Source organism: Vibrio sp. Vb1554 (assembly GCF_033344235.1).
In genome coordinates, this window is the sequence record NZ_JAWPOJ010000093.1 from 1 (window position 1) to 375 (window position 375).

At 48.3% G+C, this 375-nt stretch carries 1 protein-coding gene; it reads left to right on the plus strand.

Annotated elements, in window-relative coordinates:
* The coding region (dtd, locus tag R8N28_RS23855; RefSeq protein ID WP_318183502.1) for a D-aminoacyl-tRNA deacylase at positions 1-375 on the plus strand (375 nt) is incomplete at both ends.

Sequence of the window (375 nt, forward strand, 5' to 3'; positions counted from 1 at the left end):
GTGTAGACGGTGAAGTGGTTGGAGAAATCGATACAGGTCTTCTTGTCCTACTTGGTGTTGAGAAGGACGACGATGAAGCCAAAGCAAAACGTTTGATGGAACGTGTGACCACCTACCGAGTCTTTGAAGACGACGAAGGAAAAATGAACCTCAACGTCAAACAAGTGAACGGTAAGGTTTTGGTGGTGTCTCAATTTACATTACCGGCAGATACCAAGAAAGGCACACGTGCAGGCTTTTCTCGTGGTGCGCATCCAGCCGACGCTGAACGTCTGTATGACTACTTTTCTGACTTGTGTGAGCAGGAATTGCCAACCGAGCGTGGTCGCTTCGCGGCCGATATGAAAGTGTCATTAATTAATGACGGCCCAGTGA